The organism is Comamonas brasiliensis, assembly GCF_018292285.1.
GTDB classification, from domain to species: Bacteria; Pseudomonadota; Gammaproteobacteria; order Burkholderiales; family Burkholderiaceae_C; genus Comamonas; species Comamonas brasiliensis.
Genome location: NZ_JAANES010000001.1, coordinates 170374 through 192808 on the forward strand (window position 1 = coordinate 170374; position 22435 = coordinate 192808).

Here is a 22435-nt window from a genome sequence, read left to right on the forward strand (position 1 = left end):
GATTCGGTCTGCTTCATTTACACAATGAATGCACACTTTCTTGGTAAGGGAGACATATGGGTTTGCAAGGAAAGGCGGCGCTGGTTGGCGTCGCGCAGTACAAGCCGCAGAAGTACGCAACGGCGCCGCGCATGTTCCATCTGGAGCAGATGGCCGACCTGACGCTGCAGGCTCTGGAGGACGCCGGCATGGAGCTGTCCGAGGTGGACGGCCTGATCACCAGCGCCCCGCACTTTCATGAAGCCAGCTGTTTTGTGCCGGCCATGGCCGGCGAGTACCTGGGCGTACGCCTGAACTTTGCCGAAGTGGTCGACCTGGGTGGGGCCAGCTCCGTGGCCATGGTCTGGCGCGCGGCGGCGGCGATAGAGCTGGGGCTGTGCAACACCGTGGTCTGCGTGCTGCCGTCGCGCATGGCACCGATCTCCGAACATGACGACCACATCAAGGAAGTCATGAAGGCCAGCCGCTTCGGCGGGCACAGCACCCGCTTTGGCGCACCCGAGGCCGAGATGGATCTGCCCTATGGTCATATGGCGCAGAACACCGGTTACGCCATGATTGCCCAGCGTTACGGCGCGGTCCATGGCTACGACGCGGCCGCTCTGGCGCGCATTTGCGTGGATCAGCGCTTCAATGCCTGCCATAACCCCGATGCCATGTTCTACGGCCAGCCCATCACCGTCGATGACGTGCTGAACTCGCGCATGGTGGCCGACCCCCTGCATGTGCTGGAAATCGTGCTGCCGGCTGCGGGCGGCGGCGCCATGATCGTCACCCGTGCCGACCGCGCCAGGACCACCAGACACCGCCCCGTCAGTGTCGTCGGCTGCGGCGAGCATGTGAGCAGCAAGTCGCCCACCTATATGGCCGACATGCTGCAGACCCCCATCGGTCCGGCCTCTGCCAAGGCTTTCGAGATGGCAGGCATGCGCCCTTCCGACATGCACATGGCGCAGATCTATGACTGCTACACGATCACCGTGATGCTGACGCTGGAAGACGCGGGCTTTTGCGAGAAGGGCAAGGGCATGGACTTTCTGCGCAACAACGATTTCACCTTCAGGGGCAACTTCCCCATGAACACCCATGGCGGCCAGCTGAGCTTTGGCCAGTCCGGCACGGCGGGCGGCATGTCCCAGGTGATAGAGGCGGTGCACCAGATTCAGGGGCGTGCCGGCGACAGGCAGCTGGGTCGCAACGATCTGGCCTATGTGTCCGGCACCGGTGGCGTGATGAGCGAGCAGGGCGCCTTGATCCTGCGGGGAGCATAAGAACATGGCTTGGAACAAACCTCTGCCCCATCCCACGGAAATTTCTGCGCCGTACTGGGAAGGTCTCAAGGCCCACGAAGTGCGCATTCAGCAATGCGATCGTGGACATTCGCTGTTTTTCCCGCGTACCCATTGCCCTGCTTGCGGATCGCGTTCCTTGAAGTGGAGCAAGGTATCGGGCGAGGGCACGCTCTACAGCTTCACCGTTGCGCGCATTCCCACCATGCCCGAATTCACCGACGAGATGCCCCAGGCCCTGGCGGTGGTCGAACTCCGTGAAGGCGTGCGAATCAACACCACCATGGTCGGCGTGGCGCCCGAGGCGCTCAAGGTGGGCATGGAGGTGCGCCCCGTGTTTGACGAGCGCCCCGGCGAGGTCACCCTGCTGCGCTTTACCGCCCATGCGGGCAGCCATCCGAGCGTCATCAAGGCCGACACCGAGGCCGAGTCCGAAGTTGCCGTGGTGGAGCAGGCTGTCGCTGCCAAGCGCAAGATTTCCGTCAAGGACATCGAGGCCATGAAGTCGCTGGTGTCCGAGGAGTACAGCCCCTGGTCCAACGAGTTCACCGTGAGCCAGGAAGTCATCGACGAGTTTGCCAGGCTCTCGGGCGATGACTACTGGATTCACACCGACCCCGTGCAGGCGCGTGAGAAAAGCCCGTTCGGCACCACCATCGCCCATGGCGCCCTGGTGCAGGTGCTGGCCAGTCAGCTCAGGATTCCGCTGGACTACGAAGTGGTGGACTTCAACAACATGGTCAACTATGGCTCGGATCGTCTGCGCTTCCCGACCCCTGTGCCCTCCGGTTGCAAGATCCGTGCGCGGGCTCGCATCAAGGCGGTGGAGCAGGTCAGGAGCGGCGTTCAGGCCACGATGGAGCTCAACATCCACGTGGTCGGCCAGGATCGCCCGGCCGTCATCAACGACCTGGTGATTCTCTACATGTGATCGCCGCAGCCCGCCCTCTGAGGGCGGGTGTTTCAGTTTCTTCAAGGGTTGGGGCTTTGCGCAGGCAAAGCCCTTTTTTTGCGGCCATCCACAAATGGGCCGCTTGCCCTTTGCTGCTCGGAAAATATTAGCCAAATTGGCTTTATGGCTATGCCTGTAAAACGATGACAGCTATCAAATTATGAAGATTGTGCTTGCCATTCGCCCAAGCCGTGCGATGGCACCACCGGGTCATCGATCTGGGGTTGCCACCTAAGTAAATACCTGCTCATCAAAATGGACGATGTTGCGTTTTCCGTGCTGGCCATACTGCAGACCAGAAGGCCATAGAGCCTGCACAGGAGACAAGCATGAAAACCTCTTTTCGCTGGATGAATGCACTTCGAGCTGTGTCGCTGGCCGCTGCGGCACTGGCGCTATACCTGCCAGCCATGAATCTGCCACAGAGTGCCGCGGTGGCGGCGCAGGCGGACTCTGCGCTCAAGCTGCCCGCCGGTATCGTGCTGGCCAGCGCCCAGACTTCCTGGAGCGCGGTTTTTTCATCGGGCTATTGAGTCTCGGCAGACCCCGAATCCTGCGGTTTCTTCTCGCCTAGCCGACTTTGATCTCTGGGCGATTTCTGTACTGTAAAGTACAGGTAAATGAGACTGATTCTCGATTATGATGCGCACGCTTTTGCACAGCACACAGGTTGTAGCCAATTGATGCCGTAGTCCTTGCGGACGATACCCGCCAAGCCGAACTACAACTCCGTATAACGAGGCATTCATGGCATTGAGGTATTCGCCGCTGGCAGCGGCATTGGGGCTGGCTTTTTCCGGCGCGGCATGGGCGCAGAAGGCTCCAGAGGTGGTACTGGACGAGGTACAGGTCCGCAGCGATCGCCAGCCGGATTCGAGCTACAACCCTCCCACGGCAACGAGCGCCACCAAGATCGAGGCCCCGCTGCGTGATATTCCTCAGACCGTGAATGTGGTGCCGCAGAGCCTGCTGCGTGACCAGGCAGCGCAGTCCATGCAGGACGCTCTCAAGGCCGTGCCCGGTGTGGGCTTCTCTCATGGCGATGGCCAGCGCGACCAGGTCACCATTCGCGGCTTCTCGGCAATTGCCGACCAGTTCGTGGACGGCCTGCGCGATGACGCACTGTACTTCCGCGATCTGTCCAATATCGAGCAGATCGAAGTGCTCAAGGGCCCGGCATCGGTGCTGTACGGGCGCGGCTCATCGGGCGGCCTGATCAATCGCATCACCAAGAAGCCCGGCGTCAATCTCAGCGAAGTGGGCTTGACTCTGGGGCGCTGGAACCAGCGCCGCGGCGAGTTCGACCTGGCGCGCGCGCCACAGGACAGTGCGGTCTCCTATCGCTTGACCGGCGCCATAGAGCGCGCCGACAGCTACCGCGACCAGCAGTTTCTCGATCGCAAGGCGCTTGCAGCATCGGTGCTGATCAAGCCCAGCTCGGATACCAGCGTGCTGTTGCAGGCCGACTATCTGAAGGACAGCCGCCTGACGGACTTTGGTATTCCCGCGTACCAGGGCCGGCCTGTCAATGTGTCGCCCGGCACCTACTACGGCGCGGCCAATGCCAGGGATGTGGATGTCAGCCGTGCCGAAGTGGCATCGCTGGGTGCGACGCTGAATCACCGCATCAGCGACAGCCTCTCTTTGCGCAATGCCTTGCGCTTCTACGATTACTCGCTGGATAGAAACAACACGCTCGTGGGCTCGGTCAACGAAAAGGCCCTGACCGCATCGCTGACCCGGGGCAATGTCCAGCGTGATGAGAGCGGCTTTTTCAACCAGACCGAATTGACCCAGAAGCTTGAGCTGGCGGGGATGAAGCATCAGCTGCTGTACGGCTTTGAATTCGGTCGCCAGAGCAAGGACCTGCTGTCATACAGCCAGGCCAATGTGGCGACGGTCTCGCTGTTCAATCCGGTGCTGCCGACTTTGCCGCTGCGCATCAACGGCAAGCCTTCGGCGGACAATCACAGCGTCTTCAAGGTGGCCAGCCTGTATCTGCAGGATCTGGTCAGCATCAACTCTCAGTGGAAGGCTCTGGCCGGCGTGCGCTATGACCGTTTCCAGCAGGAAACGCACGAGCGCCAGCCGGGCAAGCCGGATCTGGGCCGCACGGACACGGCCTGGAGCCCGCGCGTCGGGCTGGTCTATCAGCCATCGTCGGCATGGTCTTACTATGCATCGTGGAGCAAGTCCTTCCAGCCCTCGGGCGAAACCTTTGCCCTGGCGGCCAACAATGCGCAACTGGCACCGGAAAAAACCACCAGTCAGGAAGTCGGCGTCAAATGGGATCTGCCTGATGGCAAGGCGTCGGTCACTGCCTCGCTGTTCAAGCTGGAGCGCACCAATATCAAGAGCGTCGATCCTGTCAGCAACACCGTGGTGCCTCTGGACGTGCAGCGCACCAACGGGCTGGAGCTGACCTTTGCCGGAGAGATTGCACCGAGCTGGCAGGTCTGGGCCGGCTACGCATTCCTCGATGGCGAGATGACCACATCGCCTGCCGTCGATGCCGGCCAGCCGGTTCAGGGCAAGCGCCCCACGCTGACGCCCAGGCAAAGTGCCAACCTCTGGGTGACCAAGGCGCTGGGCCACGGTTTCGGCCTGGGCGGGGGGCTGAACTATGTCGGCGCCCGGTATGCCAATCCTGGCAATACCGTGACCTTGCCAGGCTACACCACGGTGGATGCCATGGCCTACTACCGCATGGGCCCCTGGGATGTGCAGCTCAAGCTCAACAATCTGCTGGATCGTCGCTACATCGTGGCTGGTCATGGCAGCTCGCCGAACCTCAACCTGCCGGGGGCACCGCGCTCGGCCCAGGTGGTGGCGCGCTATCGCTTCTAGAAAAGCTGGGGCATAGAGCCCGGGCCGGTTGGCCTGGGTCAGAGCCGCTGCCAGGGCCGACGGCTGGATGGATAGAGGCCTGACGCTCAGGACGATGCCGCAAAAAAGGGTTCAACGGCCGCCCCAAGCAGCCGCTGAACCCGATACAAAGTGGCAAAGAGAATGTGAAGTCAGGCGATCAGGCAGCCACGGCCACCTTTTGTGCCTGCTTCTGGCGCTCGCGTACCATGGTCAGTGCGGTGTCTTCGATCATGTCTTCCTGGCCGCCCACCATGCCGCGGCGGCCCAGCTCCAGCAGCAGCTCGCGCGCGGGGATGCCGTACTTGGCTTCGGCACGCTTGGCAAACAGCAGGAAGCTGCCGTAGACGCCGGCATAGCCCAGAGTCAGTGCGTCGCGGTCGATGCGGATGGGGAAGTCCATCAAGGGCACGACCAGGTCTTCGGCAACGTCCTGAATCTTGAACACGTCCACGCCGGTTTCAATGCCCATGCGCGCGCATACGGCCACCAGCACTTCCATGGGCGTGTTGCCCGCGCCAGCGCCCAGGCCTGCGGCCGCGGCGTCAATGCGATTGGCACCGACTTCGACGGCGGCCAGCGAGTTGGCGATGCCCATGGCCAGGTTGTGGTGGCCATGGAAGCCCAGCTCGGTCTCGGCCTTGAGGGCCTGGCGAACGGCGGACAGGCGCTTCTTCACGTCATCGGGCAGCATATAGCCGGCCGAGTCGGTGATGTAGATGCAGTTGGCGCCGTAGCTTTCCATCAGCCTGGCCTGCTTGACCAGACCTTCGGCGCTGTTCATGTGGGCCATCATCAGAAAGCCCACGGTGTCCATGCCCATCTTGCGGGCCATGGAGATGTGCTGCTCGGAGACATCGGCCTCGGTGCAATGCGTGGCCACTCGGATGGTGGAGACGCCCAGCTCATGGGCCATCTTCAGGTGGTCGACGGTGCCGATGCCGGGCAGCAGCAGGGCCGAGACCTTGGCCTGCTTCATCAGCGGGATGACGGTGGACAGGTATTCCTCGTCTGTGTGCGCAGGAAAGCCGTAGTTGACCGAGCTGCCGCCCAGGCCGTCGCCATGGGTCACTTCAATCAGGGGTACGCCGGCTGCGTCCAGGCCGCAGGCCACGGACTTCATCTGCTCCAGCGTCATCTGGTGGCGCTTGGGGTGCATGCCGTCACGCAGCGTCATGTCGTGAACGGTGATCTTCTTACCTTTGAGGGACATGTTCTTCTCTCCTTGATCAGGCGGCAACGGCAGCTTCGGCCAGCTCGAAGCGGCCGGCGAGGATTTCTTCGGCAAACATCTCGGCCGTGCGCGCGGCGGCGGCGGTCATGATGTCCAGATTGCCGGCGTACTTGGGCAGGTAGTCGCCCAGGCCTTCGACCTCCATGTAGATGGAGACGCGGTTGCCGTCGATCACGGGGCCGTTGACCAGCTTGTAGCCAGGCACGTATTTCTGCACTTCCTTGATCATGTCCTGCACCGAGGCTTCGATCTCTTCCTTCTTGGGCGCGTCCACCGTCAGGCAGTGAATGGTGTCGCGCATGATCAGCGGGGGCTCGGCGGGGTTGATGACGATGATGGCCTTGCCTTTTTGCGCGCCGCCGATCTTTTCGACCGCACCCGAGGTGGTGCGGGTGAACTCGTCGATGTTCTTGCGGGTGCCGGGGCCGACGGAGCGGCTCGATACCGTGGCCACGATCTCGCCATAGCTCACGGCCTGCACGCGCGACACGGCTGCCACCATGGGGATGGTGGCCTGGCCGCCGCAGGTGACCATGTTCACGTTCATGGCCTTTTCGGCCACTTTCTCGGCCAGGTTCACGCTGGGCACGCAGTAGGGGCCGATGGCCGCAGGCGTCAGGTCGATCATCAGCACGCCCAGCTCGTTGAGCTTGCGGCTGTTTTCGGCGTGGACATAGGCGCTGGTGGCGTCGAAGGCGATCTGGATGCCGTCTTCCTTGACGAAAGGCAGCAGGCCGTCCACGCCCTCGGCCGTGGTCTTGATACCCATTTCACGGGCGCGCTTCAGACCGTCGGATTCAGGGTCGATACCGACCATCCATACAGGCTCCAGTAGGGGAGAGCGCTGCAGTTTCATGAGCAGATCGGTGCCGATATTGCCGGGGCCGATCAGCGCGCACTTGATTTTCTTTTGCGTCATGGTGTCTTACTCCGTGAATTGAATGGAACAGCTGCCCAGGCCTTCGATGACCATCTCGAAGCGGTCGCCGGCAGCGGCAGGCACCAGCGGGGCGAGGGAGCCCGAGAGAATGACCTCGCCGGCCTTGAAGGGGATGCCGAAAGCGCCCAGGGTGTTGGCCAGCCAGGCCACCGCTTCGGCAGGGTGGCCTTGCACGGCGCTGCCCAGGCCCGATCCGGCGGGTTGGCCGTTCTTGCTCATCTGCATGGAAGCAGCAGCCAGATTCAGCGTGGCCGGATCGGTGTGCTGCTTGCCGATGACAAAGACGCCACAGGATGCGTTGTCGGCCACGGTGTCCTGGATCTTGATCTTCCAGTCGTTGATGCGTGAATCGACGATCTCGAAGCAGGGCGCCACCCATTCGGTAGCGGCCAGCACGTCTTCGCGGGTCACGCCCGGGCCTTGCAGGTCCTTCTTGAGCATGAAGGCGATTTCGCCCTCGGCGCGGGGCTGGATCAGGCCTGCAGACTTGAGCGAGACGGCGGCGCCGTCTTCAAACTGCATGCTGTCGGTCAGAAAGCCAAAGTCAGGCTGGTGCACATTCAGCATGTCCTGCACGGGCTTGGAGGTCACACCGATCTTCTTGCCGATCACACGTTCGCCCGATGCTTCGCGCAGGCGCAGCATGTGCAGAGAGATGTGATAGGCGTCTTCCACCGTCATCTCGGGGTGGCTGTCGGTCAGCGGTGCCAGCGTCCTGGCCGAGCGTAGCGCGTCATACAGGCGCTGGCCTTGCGTTTCGATGAACTGCTTGTCACTCATTGCTTCAACCGTTCTTCATGAAGTCGATGCAGCTGCGGTTGAACATCTCGCGATGCTCGACCTGCACCCAGTGGCCGCACTGGTTGACCAGAACCACGCGGCAGTTCTTGATGCCCTTGGCCAGCTTGTCGGCACCGCCCACGGGATTGAAGGCATCCTGCATGCCCCAGAAGCCCAGCACATTGCACTTCAGATCGGGCAGTTGCTCTGTCATGTTGGGGATATACAGACGCTGGCGCGAGGCTTCGGTCTGGGTCAGAGCAATGGGAGCGCGCTCATTGATGATCTCGTCGGTCAGCAGCGACTGGTCCACCACCTGCATGCTCATGACGGCGCGCATGGCTTCGGGGCCCGTCTTGCCCGACTTGTAGACATTGAACATATTGGCAATGCCGGGCATGGCCATATAGGCTTCGAACTCTTCCACGCCACCGGGAGCCATGAGGATCAGGCTCTTCACATCTTCGGGGTACTTAAGCGCATAGCCCAGAGCCACGGCACCGCCCAGCGAGTTGCCCAGAATGGTGATGTTCTTCAGGCCCAGTTGGTCCACCAGACCTTTGACGCCGGCGATGAAGAAATCCATGTCGTACTGCCTGGGCTCCTCGGTCTTGGACGACAGGCCGTATCCGAGCAGGTCGGGAACGATGGATCGAAAGCCGGCTGCCGCAAATTCAGGGTAGTTGCCCTTGAAGTTGCTGTAGCCACTGGCGCCGGTGCCTGCGCCATGCAGAAAGATCACGGGGTCACCCGAACCCTGCTCGTGGTAGTGCACGCGCTGGGGATGGCCGGCCACATTGCCGATGTCCACATATTTGCCCTCGGGAATGGAAAAAGTGCTCATCTCTGTTCTTTATGGTTGGAGTGGGTAGGCGAAGGCTGTCTCCTGCCTTCGGGTGAGGAATCGTTGCTGGCGCCAGCTCTCAGGCCTTGGCCTGCCAGAGCTTGGGCAGGCCGGGGTCTGTGGCCGCAATGACTTTCTTGAGCAGATTGCGCAAGGTGGCGGCTTCCATTTCGCCCAGGCTGTCGATCAGATCGGTTTCCACTGCCTTGGCGGCGGCCAGCACATGAAGGATGGCCTCGTTGCCCTGAGCGGTCAGTTGCAGGGACTCGGCGCGGTCACGGCTTTCTTCCACCCAGCCTTTGCTGATCAGCGACTGCAGGGCCACGGCGCCGATATCGGTGCCGGTATAGGCCATGTGAGAGGCAATCTCGGCAGGCGACTGGGGCTGCTGGATGCTCAGCAGCGAGAGCACGTAGAAATCGGCGTCGGTCATGCCGTAGGCCGCCATGGGCCTGCGCAGGCCGCTCAGAAACTGGAAGTGCGCACGGCCCATCAGATAGCCGATCAGGTTTTCGGAATAGGCGGTGTTGGTGTCGGCTGCGGGTTCGCTGGCCACGGGGCTTGCCTTGCGCGAAGCCATGGCGTAGCCACCCGTCACATAGAGCAGCGGTGGGTGAGGGTTGGCGTCGTAGCCTGTGACCTCGCCCACGAAGATGATGTGGTCGCCGCCGTCGTATTGGAAGGCTGTCTTGCACTTGAAGCGGGCGCTGCAGTCTTGCAGCAGCGGGGCATGGGCTTCCTCGGAGTCCAGCGGCAGGCCCGAGAACTTGTCCTCGCCGACGCGTGCAAAGCGGTTGGAAAGTGCTTCTTGCTCGTTGGAGAGAATGTGCACATTCCAGGTGCTGGCGCTCTGGAACACCGGCAGGCTGCGCGCGTTCTTGGCCAGGCTCCACAGCACCATGGGAGGCTCCAGCGAAACCGAATTGAAGCTGTTGGCGGTGATTCCTACAGGCTCGCCATTCTCGGCACGGGTGGTGACGATGGTGACCCCGGTGCCGAACATGCCCAGGGCGCGGCGAAAGTCTTTGGGGTCGAAGGTTGCTGCAGTACTTTGCATGAGGTGAATGTCTCCTTGCTGCAAGAGTGCTGCGAACGGGGTTTTGATGAATCCTTCACTTGGACTAGCAGGGGAAAACCGGGACTGGTATTTGTCCTAGGCCCTGTGTTTTTGCTGCACCGGGTCCGGCTCCTGAAAGCTCCGAAAACGTCTGCGTCATCGTTAGTCTGATCGGACGATGAACGGAAAATTGCATGGTGCGAGCATTTCTGTCATAGGCGAGAAGCCTTGCCCACCACACCACAAGCCGTCCGGTGGAGCGGCAACCGGAGACCTGAATGAACACAATGACAGACAACTACCTCACCCCCGATGCGCTGGCCGTGATCGAGCGTGCCAAGGCTCTGGCGCCCAAGCTGGCGGCCCGCGCCCAGCAGGCGGATCGCGAAGGAAAGATCAGCGACGAAACCGTTCAGGAGATGGCCGAGGCAGGTCTGTTCCGTGTGTTGCAGCCCAAGCGCTGGGGCGGCTATGAAATGGATCCCCGTGTGTTCTACAGCGTGCAGATGGAACTGGCCAAGGGCTGCATGTCCACGGCCTGGATCTATGGCGTGGTCGGTGTTCATCCCTGGCAACTGGCGCTGTTTCCCGCTCAGGCGCAGGAAGATGTCTGGGGCAAGGATACGGGCGTGCGCATTGCCTCGACCTATATGCCCACCGGCAAGGCCGAGCCCGTGGAAGGCGGCTTCCGGTTCAACGGTCGCTGGAGCTTCTCCACGGGCTCCAAGCATTGCGACTGGCTGTTTCTCGGCGGCCTGCTGCCCAACCGCGATGGCACTCCCGGCATGGAGCATGTGACCTTTCTGCTGCCCAAGTCCGACTACCGCATCGAGGACAACTGGGATGTGCTGGGCCTGCGCGGCACGGGCAGCCACGACATCGTGGTGGAAAACGCCTTTGTGCCCGCTCACCGCATCCAGTACACCAATGACCATAGCGATGTGGGCTGCCCCGGCCGCAAGGAAAACTCGGGCTGGCTGTTCCGCATCCCGTTCACCCATGTGTTCCAGCGCGCCGTGTCTACGGCATGCCTGGGTGCACTGGAAGGCACGATTGCCGCCTTCACCGAGCGCGCTACGGCCCACGTCGGCAAGCATGGCAACAAGATGGCCGAGGACGTGAACGCCCAGACGGCAGTGACCGAAGCCACGATTGCACTGGACCAGCTCAAGCTGGTTCTGTTCCGCAACTATGCCCGCATCGTCGATGCTGCCAAGACCGGTATTCAGCTGTCGTTGCAAGAGCGCCTGCTGCAGCGTGCGCAGGCTGCCTATGTGCCCAAGCTCACGGGCTTTCATGTCAACGAGATGATGCGCGCCTGCGCTGCCAGCGGCACCTTCAAGAGCAACCCCATCGAGCGTGTGTTCCGCGACATCCATCAGGGCCGTACCCATATCGCGAACAATACCGACGCCTATGTGCGTGCCTATGGCTCGCATGTGCTGGGTATTCCTAACCAGGAAGCGTATGTGTAAGTCGCTCTGATTGCGAGTGCGGCAGTGGTCTTTGCAAGGGCTGCTGCCGCATGCAGGTATTTGCAGAAGCCCATCCAATAAAACAAATATTTCGGAGACAAGGTATGGCAGAACAGGAATATGACCTGATCGTCGTGGGCTCGGGGGCCGGCGCTTTGCTGGGCGCGATTCGTGCGCAGGAGCAGGGTCTCAGGACTCTGGTGGTGGAGAAGACTGAGCTGTTTGGTGGTACCTCGGCCCTGTCCGGTGGTGGCATCTGGATTCCGGTCAATTACGATCAGAAAAATGCCGGCATCCAGGATGATCTGGAAACTGCGTTCGGCTATATGAAGCGCTGCGTGCGCGGCATGGCCACCGACGACCGCGTGCTGGCCTATGTGGAAACCGCGAGCAAGATGGCCGAGTACCTGCGCCAGATCGGCATTCCCTACCGTGCCATGGCCAAGTATGCGGATTACTACCCCCATATCGAAGGCTCCAGGCCCGGTGGCCGCACCATGGACCCGGTGGATTTCAATGCAGCCAAGCTGGGCGTGGCTGCGCTGGAAACCATGCGCCCCGGCCCTCCGGGCAATCAGCTGTTTGGCCGCATGAGCATCAACGCTTTCGAGGCGCACTCCATGCTGTCACGCGAGCTGAAGTCGCGCTTCACCATTCTCGGCATCATGCTGAGGTATTTCCTGGACTACCCCTGGCGCAGCAAGACCAAGCGTGACCGCCGCATGACCGGTGGCCAGGCGCTGATTGCCGGTCTGCTGACCGCAGCCAACAAGGCGGGTGTCGAGCTGCGGAGCAATAGCCCGCTCAAGGAGCTGGTGCAGGATGCATCGGGGCGTGTCATCGGAGTTGTCCTTGAAAAGAATGGTCAGCGCACACAAGTCAAGGCCAGGCGTGGCGTGCTGCTGGGCGCCGGCGGCTTTGAGCGCAACCAGGAAATGCGCGACCAGTATCTGAACAAGCCCACCAGGGCCGAATGGACGGCCACCCCTGTGGGCGGCAATACCGGCGATGCCCATCGCGCAGGCCAGGCTTTGGGTGCGCAGCTGGCGCTGATGGACTGGTCCTGGGGCGTGCCAACCATGGACGTTCCCAAGGAACCCGCCTTCCGCGGCATTTTCGTGGAACGCTCGCTGCCGGGTTGCATGGTGGTCAACGCGAATGGGCAGCGCTTTTTGAATGAATCCGGCCCTTATCCCGAGTTCCAGCAAGCCATGCTGGCCGAGCATGCCAAGGGCAATGGCGGCGTGCCTGCATGGATTGTCTTCGATGCCAGCTTCCGCGCGCAAAACCCCATGGGCCCGCTGATGCCCGGCTCCGCCGTGCCGGATAGCAAGCTGCGCAAGAGCTGGCTGAACAATGTCTACTGGAAGGGCGAGACGCTGGAGGATCTGGCGCGCCAGATCGGCGTGGATGCCGCCGGCCTGAAGGACAGTGCTCGGCGCATGACCGAATACGCCAGGACCGGCAAGGATCTGGACTTCGACCGCGGAGGCAATGTGTTCGACCGTTACTACGGCGATCCGCGACTTGGCAATCCCAACCTCGGCCCCATCGAAAAAGGCCCGTTCTACGCCGTGCGCCTGTGGCCCGGCGAGATCGGCACCAAGGGCGGGCTGCTGACCGACAGGGAAGGCCGTGTGATCGACACCCATGGCCGGATCATCGAAGGCCTGTACTGCGTGGGCAACAACTCCGCCTCCGTCATGGGGCCGGCCTACGCCGGTGCTGGTTCCACCCTGGGGCCGGCCATGACTTTCGCCTTCCGCGCCGTGGCCGACATGGTGGGCAAGCCTTTGCCACTCGAGAACCCGCATCTGCTGGGCAAGGCCATTTAGGAAGGAGGCATGGAGATGTCCAATTCCAAGAAACTTGTCAGTACCGTCAATCCCGTGAGGGCTGCGCTGGATGTGCGCTCGGCCGATGAGATCCAGTGGTCCGATGCCAGTGATGTGGTGGTTGTCGGTTGGGGAGGCGCAGGCGCCAGCGCAGCCATCGAGGCTCGCGAGCAAGGTGCCGAGGTGCTGGTCATCGACCGTTTCGGTGGCGGTGGTGCCAGTGTGCTTTCCGGCGGCGTGGTCTATGCCGGCGGCGGCACCAGATACCAGAAGGAGGCCGGCTTCGAGGATTCGCCCGAAGCCATGGCGGCTTACCTCAAGCATGAGGTCAATGGCGTGGTCAGTGACGAGACTCTGGCTCGCTTCAGCCGCGACAGCGTGGCCAACCTCGACTGGCTCGAGAAGCAGGGCGCCACATTTGCATCCACCATGCCGGCGTACAAGACGTCCTATCCGGCCGACGGCATGTATCTCTACTACTCGGGCAACGAGGTCGTGCCGGCCTACGGCAACCCCCAGCTGAGCAGCAAGCCCGCGCCGCGCGGTCATCGCGTGGTGGCCAAGGGGCAGTCGGGAGCGACGTTCTTCGCCGCACTGCAGAAGTCCACCTTGGCGCACGGAGCCCGTACCTTGACGCAGGCCCGCGTCCAGCGCCTGGTGCGCGAGAAGGACAGCGGTCGCGTGCTGGGCGTGGAGGTGATGGTCTTACCTGAAGGCGATCCACTGACCGAGCGCCATAAGAAGCTGGACGAGCTGGTGGCCAAGTGGCGTCTGTATCAGGCGCCACGGGCCCAGGCGGGGCGCCGAGAAGCGGCACAGATCGAAAGCGAGATCGGTGAGAAGCGCTATATCCGCGCCCGCAAGGCGGTGGTGCTGTCCACCGGTGGCTATATCTTCAATTCGGAGCTGCTGGATCGGCATGCGCCGGCCTACAAGCCTGGCTGGCTGACCGGTGCGGCGGGCTGTGATGGCTCCGGTCTGCGGCTCGGGCTGTCCGTGGGAGGGGTGGCCCAGGACCTGAACAATATCTCGGCCTGGCGCTTCATCACGCCACCCTCGGTCTGGCCCAAAGGCCTGGTGGTCAACACCCGGGGCGAGCGCTTTTGCAACGAACAGGTCTACGGCGCCAAGCTCGGCTACGAGCTGATGGAAAAGCAGGGTGGCAAGGCCTGGCTCATCATTGACGCCAAGCTGCGCAGGCAGGCCACCTGGCAGTGCCTGTTTGGAGGCCTGTGGGCTTTCCAGTCCATGCCCGCATTGGCGCTGATGTACAAGGTCGCGATCAAGGGCCGATCGGTCGCCGATCTGGCCCGCAAGCTCGATATGGATGCGGCGGTGCTGCAGCGCCAGTTTGACGGCGCCAATGCCGCTGCTCGCGGCGAGATCGACGACCCTCAGGGCAAGTCCAGGGATATGCGCCATGAGTTCAAGGGCGGTTCGCTGTTTGCCATCGACATCTCCATCAGCCAGAAGATGTTCCCGCTGGCCGTGCTGAGTCTGGGAGGTCTCAGGGTCAACGAGGACAACGGTGCGGTGATCGATGGCGCGGGCCGGGACATTCCAGGGCTGTATGCCGCAGGGCGCACCGCCATCGGCGTGGCTTCCTCGCGCTATGTGAGTGGCCTGTCTCTGGCCGACTGTGTGTTCTCGGGCCGCCGTGCCGGCAAGGCTGCGGCGCTTGAGGATGACAAGTCCCTGGCCGGCCAGGCCGCGCGCCAGCAGGCATCCGCTGTGGAAAGCGTCAGTTCCTGACCCCTTGAATCGGGGGGCGATCCTGCGCCGGGGCGCCGCTGCAAGACGGCACAGAAAGAGTGAGTAAGGGGTAAGAAGAAATGAGCAGTGAAGCCATGACAACCGCATCGCGCTACCACCCGCTGCGTGTGCGTGCAGTGATTGACGAGACGCACGATACCAAGTCCATCGTCTTCGAAGTGCCGGGGGAACTTGCCGAGCAGTTCAGCTATCGGCCTGGCCAGTTCCTGACATTGCGTCTGCCCATCGAAGGGCGTTATGTGCCTCGCTGCTATTCCATGTCCAGCGCTCCGGCGCTCGACGATGCCTTGCGTGTGACCGTCAAGCGCGTGGAAAAGGGGCGAGGCTCCAACTGGGTGTGCGACCGGATCAGGGTCGGTGATTCCATCGAGCTGATGCCGCCCTCGGGCTTTTTTTCGCCGCGCAATCTGTCGCAGAACTTCTTGCTGTTGGCCGGTGGCAGCGGCATCACGCCGGTGTTCTCCATCCTGCGCACCGTGCTCAAGCAGCATCAGGGCAATGTGGTGCTGTTCTATGCCAACCGCGACGAGCGCTCGGTCATCTTCAAGAAGGACCTGCAGTTGCTGGCGGCCGAGTATCCGGATCGCCTGCAGGTCGTTCACTGGCTGGACTCGGTGCAGGGGGCGCCGTCGCAAAAGCAGCTCGCTGCCTGGGCCACTCCCTGGGTGGCCGATGCGGGCCAGGCCTTTATCTGCGGGCCGGGACCCTTCATGGATGCCGCACAGGCCGCGATGATAGAAGCCGGCATGCCAGCCGATCAGGTGCATGTGGAGCGCTTTGTCTCCCTGCCTGACGAAGAGACCCTCCAGCAGCTGCAGGAGGCTGCAACTCCCGTGGCGGCCGCTGTCGAGCAGGCCGTGGTGCAGCTGCGCCTGGACGGCGAGGAATACGAATTCAGCTGCAGTGGCACGGAGACCATTCTGGAGGCTGGACTGCGCGCCGGCATCAACGTGCCGTACTCCTGCCAGGCCGGCATGTGCGCCTCCTGCATGTGCCAGGTACAGGATGGCAGCGTACATCTGCGTCACAACGAAGTGCTGGATGCCAAGGATCTGTCCAGGAACTGGACGCTGGCCTGTCAGTCCGTGCCCACCAGTGAAAAGCTGCGCGTCAAATTTCCGGAGTAATTTATGTCGAAACCCAACCAGAATGCGATGCCCGAGTCCTCGCTGACCTTGCCGGGCATGCTGGCCGATGTGGTCAGCCGCTTTTCCGCCCGCGCGGCGATTGTCGAAAGCGGCAAGTCCATCAGCTATGCCCAGCTGCAGCAACTGAGCCGCCAGGCCGCACGAGCCTTGATGAGCCTGGGCGTGCAGGCCGGTGACCGGGTGGCGCTGTGGGCGCCGAATCTCAGCGAGTGGATCGTGGCCGCCTGCGGCGTGCATGCCGCAGGCGGCGTGCTGGTGCCCCTGAACACCCGCATGAAGGGCGCCGAAGCTGCCGACATTCTGGAGCGCAGCCGCGCCAGGGTGCTGGTTTGCGTGGGGGACTTTCTGAACAACTACTACCCCGATCTGCTGCAGGGTCTGCGTCCTGCCACGCTGGAGCAGGTGGTGGTGCTCGGTGACAAGGTGCTGCCCAGCGCAGACCTGAGCTGGGCGCAGTTCATGGCCAGGGCCGAGGGCACGACGGCCCAGGCCCAGCAGCAGCGAGAAGCCGGGATCAAGCCCGACGACACGGCCGACCTGATGTTCACCTCCGGCACCACGGGCCGCCCCAAGGGCGTGATGTGCGCTCACCGACCGACGATTCTGGCTTTCAAGGCCTGGTCGGAGGTGGTGGGGTTGACCGAGGGCAGCCGCTATCTGATCGTCAACCCCTTCTTCCACACCTTTGGCTACAAGGCAGGCTGGGTGGCGGCCTTGCTGCAGGGCTCCACCGTCTATCCTGAGCAGGTGTTCGATGCACAGGCCATCTTGCAGCGCATCGAGAGCGACCGCATCAGCTTCCTGCCCGGGCCGCCCACCCTGTTCTTGTCCATGCTGGCGCATCCGGGGCTTAAGGATTTCGATCTGAGTTCGCTGAAGTCCTCCGTGACGGGCGCCTCCACCGTTCCACCCATTCTCATCAAGCGCATGCGCGAGGAGCTGGGCATCCAGAATGTCACCACGGCCTACGGCCTGACGGAATGCGGTGGTTGCGCCACGCTCTGTGAGCCGGCCGACAATGTGGAAACGGTGGCCAATACCTGCGGCAAGGCCCTGCCTGGGACCGAGGTGCGCTGCGTCAACGAGCAGGGGCAGCCCGTGGCCCCCGGCGAGGCGGGCGAGGTGCTGCTGCGTGGCTATCACATCATGCAGGGCTACTTCGAGGACGAAAAAGCCACGGCCGAGACCATCGATGCCGATGGCTGGCTGCATACCGGCGATGTGGGCGTGCTTGACGAGCGTGGCTATCTGCGAATCACCGATCGCCTCAAGGACATGTTCATCGTGGGAGGCTTCAATTGCTACCCCGCAGAGATCGAGCGCATGCTCTCCAACCATCCCGAGGTGGCACAGGTCGCCGTGGTCGGCGTGGCCGACGAGCGCATGGGCGAGGTCGGCTGTGCCTGCGTGGTGGCACGCAACGGCATCACGCTGGACAAGGAAGCATTCACCGCCTGGTGCCGTGCGAATATGGCCAACTACAAGGTGCCGCGCTTCGTGCTGCAGCTGGACGGCCTGCCCGTCAACGCCTCCAACAAGGTGCAAAAGCGCGATCTGCTGCAGATCGTCAAGAGCAGGCTCGCGCCTGCTTCACAGCCGGCCTGAAGAGGACCATCTGAAAAAGCCAGGCGGTTTTCGGAAAGCAGCCGAAAATCATGGCTATAATTCGAGTCTGCTCTGTAAGGCACACAGCTTTTCAGAAATGCGGGAATAGCTCAGTTGGTAGAGCGATACCTTGCCAAGGTATAGGTCGACGGTTCGAACCCGTTTTCCCGCTCCAGGTTTTGAAAAGGGAAGCAAAAGCTTCCCTTTTTTATTGCTTTGGTCGCTTGGCTGATGCAATACTTCCCCCTGGCGCCCGGCGCTAGTGGTGAAGTGGGCCTCGATGGTGAAATTGGTAGACACTGCAGACTTAAAATCTGCCGCTTTTAACGAAGCGTGCCGGTTCGATTCCGGCTCGAGGCACCAGAATTGAAAAGCCTGCTATATCTTTTGTAGCGGGCTTTTTTTATTTATGGCTTGATGGCCGCTGCCGCCCGCAGTCTTGCCGAAGGTGGGAAAATCAAGGGCTGTGATGCCGTGGGGCAGTGCGATGTCGGGCTTTGTCAAGGCACTTGGAAAAGCTCCGGCTTCGATGCAATATGGCTTGCAGTTCTGTCATGCTGACGGGGTCTGCACTCCTAGAGAGAAAAGATGTCTAGTTACAACGCTGCTTTTGAAATTCATGTCCACGGTCAGGTTCTGCTCCGTGCTGACGTTACGTATGAGCAGCTGCAAGATGCATTGCGTCCCTTGTGGGCCTATGCCGGCGCGCGCTCATTGACGGATGGCGAGGGAAGTCTTTACGAAGAAGAGCCCGGCATCCAGTTCGAGGCCAAGGAGCATCTGCTGCAGATGTGCTGGACCGTGCGCGGCGACGATGACTTCCGCCAGGCTCTGGACGATATGTGCATGGGCCTGAACGAACTGGCCGAGCAGGGCTCGCCGATCGAAGTGACCTTCTACGACACCGAGTTCGACGAGGAAGAGGCTCCTGCCGAGGCCCAGAGCCGCGATGACTTCCTGATGCTGTTTGTCGGCCCCAATCCTGCGGCCATCATGCAGGTGCAGCGCGATCTGCTGGTGCAGGACGTCATCAACATGATGGAGCGCCACTTCGATGGCGCCGAACTCGGCGGCGTGGTGCAGGAAATCGACAAGCTGTTCTCGCAGCGTTTCGAAGCCCTGGTCAGCTCGCTGGAGCTGGGCAAGCCGCCGCGTGGCGGATCGGGTGGCTCGGCCTCCGGTCATGGCGGCAATCGCCGCCCGCGCCATCTGCATTGATTCTTCGCTCATTCGCCGTCAAAACCCTCTGTGCTGCAGTCCCGAGACTGTGACAGGGGGTTTGTCTTTTGCCATGAAGCCTATTCCCACCCCCAAATATTCGGGAGCCGTCACACAGCAGCTGCTCAAGGACAGGGCTGCGCGCACCAGCATGGGCGAAGCAGAAGCACCTCTGGCATTGCCCTATCTTTCGGGTTATGCGCCATCGCTGCAGAACCAGGTGCGCGATTGGCTGCTGGCAGGCAAGGCCGGTGACTGGCTGCTGCGCAAATATCCCCAGCCCCACGCGGTACGCACTGACAGGGCGCTTTATGACTATGTCGATGCGCTCAAGGCCCAGTATCTGCGCAATGCCGGTCAGCTGCACAAGGTCGCTTACGACAGCCGGATCCATGTGGTGCGCAATGCCCTGGGTCTGCATACGCGGCGTGCGATTGCGCATGGCGGCAGGCTCAATGCGCGGCACGAGATTCATGTGGCGGCCATGTTCAAGCAGGCGCCCGATGCCTTTTTGCGCATGATCTGCGTGCATGAGCTGGCCCATATCCGCATCATGGATCACGACAAGGCGTTCTATCAGTTATGCACGCACATGGAGCCTGACTACCACCAGTTGGAGTTCGATGTGCGCTTTTACCTCAGCTATCTGGATCAGGGTGGCCAGCCACTCTGGGCCTGATGGCGCAGCTCAGGCGGGTGTGGCGACGGCGCTTGGCGAGCACACGCTGACAGCCTGGCTGCAAGCGGCAGGCAAATCCAGCCAGCGCTGGGCCGCGGCTTGCATGGCCGTCAGGCGGCCGGTTGTCATGAGCCGGATCTGCTCGGCCTGGGCCAGTTGCAGCGATCCATCGGTCTCGGGCCCGAGCAGATGGCGCTGCTCCAGCATGCGTCGGGTCTGGCGTGCGACAGGGGCGCCTGTGTCCAGAAACTGGATATCCGGCCCCAGCAGGGCGCGCAGGTCGTCCTTGACGAAGACATAGTGGGTACAGCCCAGCACCAGCGTATCCATCTGCCCGGTCTTGTGGCCGAAACTGCCTAAAGCGCCTGCGTATTTCGTGCAAAGCGCTCTGATTTCGGTGGCGCTTGCATCCTCGGGCAATGCCTGCTCGGTGCTTTGCTCGATGGCTCTGGCCAGGCCATCGCAGGCCTGCAGATGAAACTCGGCGCGCTGGCCATGTTCGGCCACCAGGCGTGCCACGCGCTGGCTGGAGACGGTGCCCCGGGTGGCCATCACTCCCACATGATGGGTCTGGCTGGAAAAAGAGGCCGGCTTGATGGCGGGCTCCACGCCGATGACGGGCAACTGAGGCATGCGTTCGCGCATCAGCTCCACGGCCGCAGCCGTCGCGGTATTGCAGGCAATCACCAGAATCTTGATGTCGTGCTGCTGCTGCAGATACTGCGCAATGGCCAGGCTGCGCTCCTGCACAAACGCATCGCCCCGTGCGTCGCCATAAGGGGCATTGCCGCTGTCGGCCAGATAGACGAACTGCTCGTGCGGCAGTTCGTGGCGCAGTGCCTGCAGCACGCTGAGGCCACCCACACCGCTATCAAAAATGCCGATGGGGGAGTGAGGAGTGGGCATGGTGCAAAAAGATGAGTGCAGGCAATGATGCGGCCGCCAGTATGCGCCGCTTTGCGCCTGGGTGGCGCGTTCAGGGGTATGGATGCGTCACGCGTCCTGGCTGCTGTGGTCTGCGGGTAGGCCGCAGACCGGGCAGAAATTATTGCCATGAGCGACTTCATGCCCGGCCGGGCAGTGGCGGGGCGCCAGGAGGGAGGGCAGGTTCCAGCTCGAGAAGAAGATGCAGAACGCCATGCCGTAGAAGATCATCCAGTGGCCCGAAAACACGCGCAGGCCTGTCATGCCGACTGCAATGCTGAGAAAGAAGTTGACAAAAGCATAGATGAAGATCGTGTAAGCGCTGATGCGCATCCAGGCGGGGCAGCCTGCGAGTACCTTTTTCCAGGAAAACTGCTGACGATTGCCATTGTTGATGCGCTGGGCGATCAGCGCCGCAGGTACCCAGACTGCAAAAATTCCCATGCTCATCACGCTGGTGAATATTCTCAATGCATCTTTAGGTAAATGAACTCCAAGTACGTCTATCTGTCCAGAAAGTGCTGCCAAGTGCGTGATTGCGCTGAGTACAAAGCCCATGCCGGAAATCATCAGCAGTGGCGGTAGAAGAATGGGCATGGCGGCGATGAAAAGATAAAAAAGGAAGCTGCTAGCGCTTGTTTGACGGGGGATTTAGGCATGAATAGTGTAATTTTTCAAGCCGAAGCTGCGATCAATGCTCATCTTTTTGCTGAGGATGGGACAGGCGAATGCTGTCCACCAGCTTGCCGAAGTAGCTTTGGCGTATGGACAGCAGGGCGGGCAACGGGCCAGAGGGCAGGCGCTCGGAGCCTTCTTCATTGATGCAGAACTCGAAGAAGAGATAGTCCACTTCAGCCAGCTTGAGCTGATGGCGGCAGGCATGGCGGCCCGACCCCCGCTTTTTCTCAGCAACGGTCTGCAGGCTGGCATCGCTTCCCAGCACTGCCGTATAGGCCATGGGCAGGGTGGCTGCCAGATCGAGCCAGAGCACAAAAACCATGAAGGCGCTGCAGAGCAGGCCCATTAGCCAGCGCTTGACAGGACCGTAGCTGGGCCAGGGGCCTGCCGGCTGCCACAGTCCCAGCCTGTGCAGCCGCCGCAGCCAGATGCCCGCTGCCGAAGTCAGCGCCAGCGACAGATACAGCGCGAGCAATTGCCAGCGGGCCTCCGGTATGAAGCTGCGCCAGACGATGGGGGCGAGGGCTCCCAGCATCACCGCCATGAAAACCGCGATCAGCCATTTCTGCGGGGTGGAGGTTTCAGGTTTCCAGAGCCAGTTCATGCAGCAGAATCCGCAGTCCGGGGTCGGATCGCTTTTCGCATGCGCGCGTTGCTCAGGGCAATGCCTCTCACGACGGGCATTTGCCGGCGCTGCTGCTCAAAGCCGAAATGGGCGAAGAAGCCCTGAGCGTTGAGACTGACATCGGCGCTCAGCTCCGGCAGGCCGTTTTGCCGCGCGGCATGCTCGATATGCGTGAGCAGGAGCCGGCCCACGCCCTGGCCGGCATGTTGCGGAGCCACAAAAAAGTGATCGATATAGCCGTTGGCTTGCAGATCTGCATAAGCCAGGGGTAGATCATTGGCACAGACGGCGACAAAAGGGCTCAGTGCCTGGATGCGCCTGCTCCACTCCGCCCGGTCGGGCTGTGGCGGCGCCCAGGCATCGAGCTGCTCGGGGCTGTAGTGATTTGCGGCCAGTTGATGCACGGCGTCGTGGAACACCTGCCACAGTGCGATTTCATCTCCGGGGCGATAGCTGCGTATATGCATGGGTTGGCAGATGGATTGAGTTTGGCAAAAATGCTTCTCAGCAGCAG

20 protein-coding genes and 2 tRNA genes are annotated in these 22435 nt (G+C 61.9%); 13 read left to right on the plus strand and 9 right to left on the minus strand.

Going from position 1 to position 22435, the window contains the following annotated elements:
* Positions 1-56: 56 nt before the first annotated feature.
* The 4 genes from DJFAAGMI_RS00775 to DJFAAGMI_RS00790 all read left to right on the plus strand — a co-directional run bounded on the left by DJFAAGMI_RS00775 (position 57) and on the right by DJFAAGMI_RS00790 (position 5088).
* Positions 57-1271, plus strand: coding sequence for a thiolase family protein (locus DJFAAGMI_RS00775; protein ID WP_211455585.1), 1215 nt, complete (start codon positions 57-59; stop codon positions 1269-1271).
* A 4-nt stretch (positions 1272-1275) separates the two neighbouring features.
* Entirely contained in the window at positions 1276-2220 is a 945-nt protein-coding gene (locus DJFAAGMI_RS00780; RefSeq protein ID WP_211455586.1) for a bifunctional OB-fold nucleic acid binding domain-containing protein/MaoC family dehydratase, read from the plus strand.
* Between the two features lie 350 nt (positions 2221-2570).
* Positions 2571-2774: a hypothetical protein gene (locus DJFAAGMI_RS00785; RefSeq protein WP_211455587.1), complete on the plus strand. Its 204-nt coding sequence runs from the start codon at positions 2571-2573 to the stop codon at positions 2772-2774.
* A 214-nt stretch (positions 2775-2988) separates the two neighbouring features.
* Positions 2989-5088 carry a TonB-dependent receptor gene (locus DJFAAGMI_RS00790; protein ID WP_211455588.1) on the plus strand — a complete coding sequence of 700 codons (2100 nt, stop codon included), beginning with the start codon at positions 2989-2991 and terminating at the stop codon, positions 5086-5088.
* Positions 5089-5266: 178 nt separating this feature from the next.
* On the opposite strand, the gene tesG is transcribed toward DJFAAGMI_RS00790, so the two are convergent.
* The 5 genes from tesG to DJFAAGMI_RS00815 all read right to left on the minus strand — a co-directional run bounded on the left by tesG (position 5267) and on the right by DJFAAGMI_RS00815 (position 9961).
* The gene (tesG, locus tag DJFAAGMI_RS00795) at positions 5267-6319 is read right to left on the minus strand and encodes a 4-hydroxy-2-oxovalerate aldolase TesG (RefSeq protein WP_211455589.1); all 1053 of its coding nucleotides are present in this window, start codon (positions 6317-6319) and stop codon (positions 5267-5269) included.
* 16 nt (positions 6320-6335) lie between these two features.
* Complete coding sequence (tesF, locus tag DJFAAGMI_RS00800; RefSeq protein WP_211455590.1) at positions 6336-7259, minus strand: acetaldehyde dehydrogenase TesF; 924 nt, start codon at positions 7257-7259, stop codon at positions 6336-6338.
* A 6-nt stretch (positions 7260-7265) separates the two neighbouring features.
* Positions 7266-8060 carry a 2-hydroxyhexa-2,4-dienoate hydratase TesE gene (gene tesE / locus DJFAAGMI_RS00805; RefSeq protein ID WP_211455591.1) on the minus strand — a complete coding sequence of 265 codons (795 nt, stop codon included), beginning with the start codon at positions 8058-8060 and terminating at the stop codon, positions 7266-7268.
* A 4-nt stretch (positions 8061-8064) separates the two neighbouring features.
* Positions 8065-8904, minus strand: a complete 840-nt coding sequence (locus DJFAAGMI_RS00810; protein WP_211455592.1) for an alpha/beta fold hydrolase — start codon at positions 8902-8904, stop codon at positions 8065-8067.
* 79 nt (positions 8905-8983) lie between these two features.
* A complete protein-coding gene (locus DJFAAGMI_RS00815) occupies positions 8984-9961 on the minus strand; it encodes a flavin reductase (RefSeq protein WP_211455593.1) in 978 nt (325 codons plus the stop codon).
* A gap of 287 nt (positions 9962-10248) precedes the next feature.
* Between DJFAAGMI_RS00815 and DJFAAGMI_RS00820 the strand changes: the two genes are divergently transcribed.
* The 9 genes from DJFAAGMI_RS00820 to DJFAAGMI_RS00860 all read left to right on the plus strand — a co-directional run bounded on the left by DJFAAGMI_RS00820 (position 10249) and on the right by DJFAAGMI_RS00860 (position 19694).
* Positions 10249-11436 carry an acyl-CoA dehydrogenase family protein gene (locus DJFAAGMI_RS00820; RefSeq protein WP_052223959.1) on the plus strand — a complete coding sequence of 396 codons (1188 nt, stop codon included), beginning with the start codon at positions 10249-10251 and terminating at the stop codon, positions 11434-11436.
* Positions 11437-11540: 104 nt separating this feature from the next.
* Complete coding sequence (locus tag DJFAAGMI_RS00825) at positions 11541-13271, plus strand: FAD-dependent oxidoreductase (RefSeq protein ID WP_211455594.1); 1731 nt, start codon at positions 11541-11543, stop codon at positions 13269-13271.
* A 15-nt stretch (positions 13272-13286) separates the two neighbouring features.
* Entirely contained in the window at positions 13287-15023 is a 1737-nt protein-coding gene (locus DJFAAGMI_RS00830) for an FAD-binding protein (protein WP_211455595.1), read from the plus strand.
* Positions 15024-15103: 80 nt separating this feature from the next.
* Entirely contained in the window at positions 15104-16171 is a 1068-nt protein-coding gene (locus tag DJFAAGMI_RS00835) for a ferredoxin--NADP reductase (RefSeq protein WP_211455596.1), read from the plus strand.
* A gap of 3 nt (positions 16172-16174) precedes the next feature.
* Entirely contained in the window at positions 16175-17797 is a 1623-nt protein-coding gene (locus tag DJFAAGMI_RS00840; RefSeq protein ID WP_211455597.1) for a FadD3 family acyl-CoA ligase, read from the plus strand.
* A 99-nt stretch (positions 17798-17896) separates the two neighbouring features.
* Positions 17897-17972 (plus strand) — tRNA-Gly (locus tag DJFAAGMI_RS00845).
* Between the two features lie 99 nt (positions 17973-18071).
* Positions 18072-18160: transfer RNA gene (locus tag DJFAAGMI_RS00850), tRNA-Leu, on the plus strand.
* Between the two features lie 225 nt (positions 18161-18385).
* Positions 18386-19015, plus strand: a complete 630-nt coding sequence (locus DJFAAGMI_RS00855) for a DUF6806 family protein (RefSeq protein WP_003057277.1) — start codon at positions 18386-18388, stop codon at positions 19013-19015.
* A 73-nt stretch (positions 19016-19088) separates the two neighbouring features.
* Positions 19089-19694: a M48 metallopeptidase family protein gene (locus tag DJFAAGMI_RS00860; protein ID WP_211455598.1), complete on the plus strand. Its 606-nt coding sequence runs from the start codon at positions 19089-19091 to the stop codon at positions 19692-19694.
* 9 nt (positions 19695-19703) lie between these two features.
* Here DJFAAGMI_RS00860 and murI read toward each other — a convergent pair whose 3' ends face one another.
* The 4 genes from murI to DJFAAGMI_RS00880 form a co-directional block, all read right to left on the minus strand.
* The gene (gene murI, locus DJFAAGMI_RS00865; protein WP_211455599.1) at positions 19704-20600 is read right to left on the minus strand and encodes a glutamate racemase; all 897 of its coding nucleotides are present in this window, start codon (positions 20598-20600) and stop codon (positions 19704-19706) included.
* 87 nt (positions 20601-20687) lie between these two features.
* A complete protein-coding gene (locus tag DJFAAGMI_RS00870; protein ID WP_211455600.1) occupies positions 20688-21215 on the minus strand; it encodes a hypothetical protein in 528 nt (175 codons plus the stop codon).
* Positions 21216-21309: 94 nt separating this feature from the next.
* Entirely contained in the window at positions 21310-21900 is a 591-nt protein-coding gene (locus DJFAAGMI_RS00875) for a hypothetical protein (RefSeq protein WP_211455601.1), read from the minus strand.
* A complete protein-coding gene (locus DJFAAGMI_RS00880) occupies positions 21897-22388 on the minus strand; it encodes a GNAT family N-acetyltransferase (RefSeq protein WP_211455602.1) in 492 nt (163 codons plus the stop codon). The genes DJFAAGMI_RS00875 and DJFAAGMI_RS00880 overlap by 4 nt, the downstream gene beginning before the upstream one ends.
* Between the last annotated feature and the right edge of the window lie 47 nt (positions 22389-22435).